The 5,631-nt window shown below is 61.3% G+C and carries 7 protein-coding genes and 4 pseudogenes; 3 read left to right on the forward strand and 8 right to left on the reverse strand.

The features are described from left to right. Positions 1 to 126: pseudogene (locus XdyCFBP7245_RS22950) on the forward strand (IS5/IS1182 family transposase); the annotation flags it as partial. Positions 127 to 266: 140 nt separating this feature from the next. On the opposite strand, the gene map reads toward XdyCFBP7245_RS22950, so the two are convergent. The 8 genes and pseudogenes from map to XdyCFBP7245_RS22985 form a co-directional block, all read right to left on the reverse strand. Beyond that, on the reverse strand, positions 267 to 1,043 hold the full coding sequence (gene map, locus XdyCFBP7245_RS22955) for a type I methionyl aminopeptidase (protein ID WP_104617656.1): 777 nt from the start codon (positions 1,041 to 1,043) through the stop codon (positions 267 to 269). Beyond that, a complete protein-coding gene (locus tag XdyCFBP7245_RS22960) occupies positions 1,040 to 1,267 on the reverse strand; it encodes a ParD-like family protein (protein WP_104617657.1) in 228 nt (75 codons plus the stop codon). Before XdyCFBP7245_RS22960 ends, map begins: the two co-directional genes overlap by 4 nt. Positions 1,268 to 1,523: 256 nt before the next feature. Further along, positions 1,524 to 1,922, reverse strand: a pseudogene (locus XdyCFBP7245_RS22965) (winged helix-turn-helix transcriptional regulator). A gap of 81 nt (positions 1,923 to 2,003) precedes the next feature. Continuing rightward, positions 2,004 to 2,549 carry a copper chaperone PCu(A)C gene (locus tag XdyCFBP7245_RS22970; protein WP_104617658.1) on the reverse strand — a complete coding sequence of 182 codons (546 nt, stop codon included), beginning with the start codon at positions 2,547 to 2,549 and terminating at the stop codon, positions 2,004 to 2,006. A gap of 99 nt (positions 2,550 to 2,648) precedes the next feature. Continuing rightward, on the reverse strand, positions 2,649 to 3,110 hold the full coding sequence (locus XdyCFBP7245_RS22975; RefSeq protein WP_228325562.1) for an SCO family protein: 462 nt from the start codon (positions 3,108 to 3,110) through the stop codon (positions 2,649 to 2,651). A gap of 257 nt (positions 3,111 to 3,367) precedes the next feature. After that, positions 3,368 to 3,583 (reverse strand): hypothetical protein, encoded by a 216-nt coding sequence (locus tag XdyCFBP7245_RS23955; protein ID WP_146091726.1) that lies wholly within the window; start codon positions 3,581 to 3,583, stop codon positions 3,368 to 3,370. Between the two features lie 61 nt (positions 3,584 to 3,644). Then, on the reverse strand, positions 3,645 to 4,073 hold the full coding sequence (locus XdyCFBP7245_RS22980) for a DUF2946 family protein (protein ID WP_146091727.1): 429 nt from the start codon (positions 4,071 to 4,073) through the stop codon (positions 3,645 to 3,647). 210 nt (positions 4,074 to 4,283) lie between these two features. Next, positions 4,284 to 4,751, reverse strand: coding sequence for an isochorismatase family protein (locus XdyCFBP7245_RS22985; protein ID WP_104617660.1), 468 nt, complete (start codon positions 4,749 to 4,751; stop codon positions 4,284 to 4,286). Between XdyCFBP7245_RS22985 and XdyCFBP7245_RS22990 the strand changes: the two are divergent. Beyond that, positions 4,709 to 4,971 (forward strand): annotated as a pseudogene (locus XdyCFBP7245_RS22990) (transposase); the annotation flags it as partial. The gene XdyCFBP7245_RS22985 and the pseudogene XdyCFBP7245_RS22990 overlap by 43 nt on opposite strands. A gap of 42 nt (positions 4,972 to 5,013) precedes the next feature. Next, positions 5,014 to 5,289 (forward strand): annotated as a pseudogene (locus XdyCFBP7245_RS24665) (IS5/IS1182 family transposase); the annotation flags it as partial. Positions 5,290 to 5,631: the final 342 nt, after the last annotated feature.

Here is a 5,631-nt window from a genome sequence, read left to right on the forward strand (position 1 = left end):
TACACCAAGGTCCGCTATCGCGGCCTGGCCAAGAACACGGCACACGTGCTGACCTTGTTTGCGCTGTCAAACCTGTGGATGAAGCGAAAGCAATTACTGCCTGCGATGGGGAGCGTGCGCCTGTGATCCGTGGAATTCCCACGGAAAGCGCCAGAAATGGCGAAACTCCGAAGATCCAAACGCGATTCTCCGGAACGATGCGGACATTCCGCACTCTCAGGCATCGTTATTCAGACCTTCCTTAGCGCGCCGCGCGTTGCCGTGCATCACTGCACCGGGCACAGCGGTTTTTCGTCGGGCCTTAGCGTGAGCACGCGCACGCCGGTGCGCGTCACCGCCACCGTGTGCTCGAACTGCGCCGACAGCTTGCCATCGCGGGTGTACACCGGCCACTGGTCAGGCTGCGAACGGATCGCCGCGCGCCCCTGATTGATCATCGGCTCGATGGTGAACACCATGCCTTCCTGCAGCGCCAGACCGGTTCCTGCGCAGCCGTCATGCAGAATCTGCGGCGCTTCGTGCATCTGGCGCCCGATGCCGTGGCCGCAATACTCCTTGACCACGCTGTAGCCGTGGTCGCGCGCATGCCGCGCAATGGCCTGCCCGATATCGCCCAGGCGCGCACCGGGCCGTACCGCAGCGATGCCTTTCCACATCGCCTGATAGGCGGTCTGCACCAGCCGCCGCGCCGGATAGGCAACCTCGCCCACCAGATACGTCGTGCTGGAATCGGCGATAAAACCGTTCTTTTCCAGCGTGATATCCAGATTGACGATCTGCCCGCTGCGCAGCACATCGTCTTCCGATGGCACACCGTGGCAGACCACATCGTCGATCGACGCGTTGAGCACGAATTCGAACCCGTACTGCCCCTTGCTCGCGGGCCGCGCGTCGAGCGCATCCACAATCATGCGTTCGACAAATGCATTGAGTTCCAGCGTACTGCGTCCTTCCAGCGGAAGCCGATCCAGCGCATGAAACACCTGCGCCAACAGCTGCCCGGAGATCGCCATCAATGCGATCTCATCCGGCGACTTGATCATGCGCGTGCTGGTTTTGCGGTAGGCGGCTTCAAGGTTTGCGGCCTCACACCTGCCGCGCGCAGCTCCTGCGCCACGATGTCCTGGAACGAGGATTCCGGATGCATCTCGCACAACATGCCGACCTTGATCCAGAAGGTGGCCTGCGCATTGATCGACCGGCTGGTGACGGTACAGGCGCGGCGCAGTTGATCGTGCAGGTCGTCATCGATATTGACGATGCCCATGGTGGTTCCTGGCTTATCGTGGAATATACATATCGTATACGAATCGTATATTCCACAACAAGCCACGCGCCAAGACGTGCAGCAGGAGCGGCTTGGTGGCCATGCTCCAGCCACACAGTGCGTGCTGGCAGAGTGGCGGATGTGCGCACTGCTGCATGTTTCAGGCTTGCAGCGGTCGGTGCATCAATCGCTAGAACACCGCCACGACATCGCACTTACCTGCAGACGGCGCCCTGGCGCTACGCCAAACGCCCACTCAAGGCTTGGTCAGCGGGCAGCCCATTGCAATCTCCCGCATGCTCATTGCCACGCCATCCCTTGGTTGGATGATCGCAACGGTTTGCGCTGGCACCGACTCGCCCCATTCGCGCAGTGCTTCGAAGAGCTCGCGCAGCCCTTCACCCAATGGCGTGAGGTCGTACACCAGACGCGGCGGCATCCGCGCATACGCGGTGCGCACCACCAGACCACACGCCTTAAACTACCGCAGGCGGCTGGTCAACGTATGTGCGCCGATGTCTTGCAATGCCTGCCTGAGTTCGGTGAACCGGAGCGGCCCTGCAAGCAGCTCGCGCACGATCGGCGACGCCCACGGCCCCTGCAGCAATTGGAAAAAACGCGCGACACCACAACACGGAGCTGTTGACCGTTCCATCGGCTGGCTGATCCTGGAAATGGACGACCCATGGCTGCCAGCACGCCGCCGTGCTGGCACATTGATTCCCAACGACGCTGCCTAGTGCATATGTTGATCGTGCGATTCGGCATCGGGCGCCGACGCGCCTAGGGCACGAACGTCGAACTGCACCTGGACGCGTGGCGCATGCTCGAACACCAGCGTAGCCACCACCGGCTTGCCTTGTTCGAATGGCGCGTGCGGTGCGATGAACATCAGATGCGTGCCGCCGGTACCCAGCACCACGTCTTTGCCCGGCGGCAAGACCAATCCCTGCTCCAGGTGGCGCATTTTCATCACGCCCCCGTCCATCGTCATCTCATGGATTTCCACCTGCGCACTGGCCGGCGATTCCACCGCCACCAGACGATCTGGCGTTGCCGATTGATTACGCAAGGTGAGGTAGCCGCCCGCCACCGGCGCGCCCGGCGGCGTTGCGCGCGACCATGCCCCGCTCGCCACCACCACAGGTGCCGTCGCCGGCGCCGTGGTCGAAGCAGGTGCCACGGCAGCCGGCGCCGGGTTGGCCTCGGGCGCAGGTGCGCGCTCGCAGGCCACCATCGACAAGGCAGACAGGGCACTCACCATCAGTAGATGTAATTTCATTTCGTTCTCCTTGGGTCGAGCCGTGCGTGCGCCACAGCGCCTTGCATCGCGGTCATCGACGTTGAAATTCTGGAAGCCGGCAGGTCGCTCTTGCGTCAGTCAGAGTACTTGCCGGATATCGTGCACAACCGAGTCCACCGTCTGCTCGTGGGTCAGGCCCACGCGCAGCTGTCCGTCGCGATCGAAGAGAAAACTGCGGGTGGAGTGATCGATGGTGTATGTCGGCCCCATCGGCACCTTTGCATAGCTCACCTTGAGATTACCCGCTGCCACGCGGATATCGCCCTCGCTACCGGTCAAACCGATAAAGTCCGGATCGAATGCCTTCACGTAGGTTCTGAGCACGTTTGGCTGATCGCGTTGCGGGTCCAGCGTGGCGAACGCGAACTGTACCTTCGCCGCATCCGCACCCAACTTGCGCTTGACTTGCGCCGCACGCGCCAGCGTCGTCGGGCACACATCCGGGCAATGGGTGAAGCCGAAGAACAACACCAACGCCTTGCCACGAAAACTGCGCAATGGCCGCGGCGTGCCTTCGGTGTCGTAAAGGTAAAAATCCATTCCTCGCGCCATCGCGCTGAGGTCTGCGCCATTGGGAGCGAACCCACCGCCCCATTGCCCACATCCCGCCAATGCGCAGACCAGACACCCCAGCATTACGTGCGACAGCCGTCGCTTCCACACAGATCGCATTGCTTGCATCCTGATTCCGATCCTTTCGTTAAAAGCGGCCTTGCGTTTGCCGTTCTGTCGCGCGCCATTCATCGCGAAGTGGGCTGCACCCGGCAGCTTTTCTGCGCATGGGCGCGCAGTGCTATTCACCGGTGATCCCGCGGTTGTACGCCAACGGCCAGATCGCGATGTTGCGGGTTCGAAGCGCTATCGCTCGAATCATCAAGACTTGGGTATTGTGGTTCGCCCGCGGCAAGCAGGCGCATCTGGGCAGGGACAATCAACGCCAGTGTCGGCAGCAGCGTCACAAGGGCAAGGCAAGGCGTCGCCGCCGCGCGGGGCGGCAAAGCAAAGTACGTCATCTACACGCTCCAACACATCCAACATCACACCGCTGACGGGTGCGGCTCTACGACCGATGTTTCAGGCGAACAGCGGCGGGCCGCGTGGCGCATGTGCCCACCAGCGGGCGGCTGATGGAGCCCCAGCGGCAAGACGCTCAACCGCACGCCGGCCGCGACTGAGCGCAAACAGCACACATGCGATCAGCAGCCAGGGCAGCAGCCGCGCGGCGAGCAGGCAGTAATCGCAGGCAAACGCTTGGCCACCATCGGTATGGTGCAGATCGTGTGCGGCGCTCGGCCATCGCTTGGCTGTCCCGGCCTCGGCGTCTGCCGACAGCTGCGCGGCATGTACATTGCTACCGACGGCATGGGCCACCTTGCCAGCTGGCCAGGGCTGACTATGGCAAAGCGGCCCGTCAAGAACGCCGGAGGCGTTCTCGAGCGTGCGGCTTACCAAAGGCGCGACCAACAGCAGTAGCAGCGCCAGGCAAGCCAGGCGCTGCATCATGCTGAACAAGGGCGAGGGACGGAAGCGCACCCGCGAAGTGTAATGAAAAACCCGCGCGCCACCTGCGACCCTTCGTCGCAGCCTGACACCTGGGTGCGCGCGCCGCTGCGCGCTGCATGCACTGCGCACAGTCTCCCGGCCAGCCGCATGCACCGGACGCGGCGATCGGCCTGCCCCATTGGCACCGAAGACGGCGCGCGCACCGTTGCTTCACTGACGCTGCAGAGACTCCTGCGTGGATCGCACCGCCGCATAGCCAAACTGAAACGCCGCCATCATCGTCGCCTGCACGTGGGCGGCAGGTACCTTGGTGCCATCGAAGTCCAGGTGCATCGTGGCGCAGGCATCGTGCAGCACTGTCACCGCATAGCCCATGTCGGCGGCAGCGCGCACGCAAGCATCCACGCACATGTGGCTCATCGCGCCGACAATCACCACGTCCGTCACGCCGTGTTGCTGCAGCTGCTGCGCAAGCGGCGTCTCGCGAAAAGCGTTGACGTGTTGCTTGACGATGACCACTTCACCATCCTGTGGCGCAACTGTGTCATGTGTCTGCGCGCCCTGCGAACCGGCGACAAGGAACGGGGAATACGCCGCCGCCTCGTGACGCACATGCAATACCGGAACGCCCGTAAAGCCTACTGCGTGACAGCGGTTACACCGGCATGCCGTTTGCAGACGGTGTGCGAGAGATTCTAGGCGAGCAGCTCACGGTGCAGATTGCCAGGCGCAGCGAACTGCACACTTTCAGGTCAGGCCCAAGCGCTGGATCGTCGAGCGTAGTTTTGCGTGGCTGGAGAACAACCGAAGGCGATGGAAGAACCGCGAGCGCAAACTCAACACCAGCCTGCAGTTCATCCATTTGGCCTTCTTGGCGCTATTACTCAAAAGATCGTAACCAGGTTCTAAGACGGATCGAACAGTACCGCGTCGATGAATTTCCTTATCTACAATCGCCGGAAAACAAGGCTGCCAGCGACGCTGATCAAACAAACTGCATGCCGACAAAGCCTACGACATCCAACGGAATCGCACTTTCAAGCAGCGCGGCACAATTGCGCGCATCGCACGCAAAAGCATTGAGCGCAATGACCAGCTAAGGGGCTATCGCTGGGTCGTCAAGCGCACCTAGTTTGCAGGCATGGGCAAACTACGCATCCGATTCGGACGCCGTATTTTAAACGGATTCTTTGCATTGCTGACCAGCAGGGCATAGCTTCGGATGCGCAATCGTTCGTTCGCATCTTCTTGCGCAGCGCCGGATCGGTTCTGACTAACTTATTGTTCCCGCGGTTTCGTCGATGAATATTCGTAAATGAACTTACGAAAATTTTTAAAGGACGCACGTACCCTTACTCACGAGTAGCTCGACCACATGTTCCAGGAGGAGCCTCTTCCAGCATTCTTCGAAGGAGTGAAAGCACCATCTTTAATCGCGGAAGCTGACAGAAAAATCAGCGGCTATCCCTAAGGAACCTCTGAACAAAGCACGGCAGATGCGCGACACTACCCGCCTCGTGTTGAGGAATCATCCATGCAACTGACGTTCGGCGACGCT

Origin of the sequence: Xanthomonas dyei, assembly GCF_002939865.1 — a bacterium.
GTDB lineage: Bacteria > Pseudomonadota > Gammaproteobacteria > Xanthomonadales > Xanthomonadaceae > Xanthomonas > Xanthomonas dyei.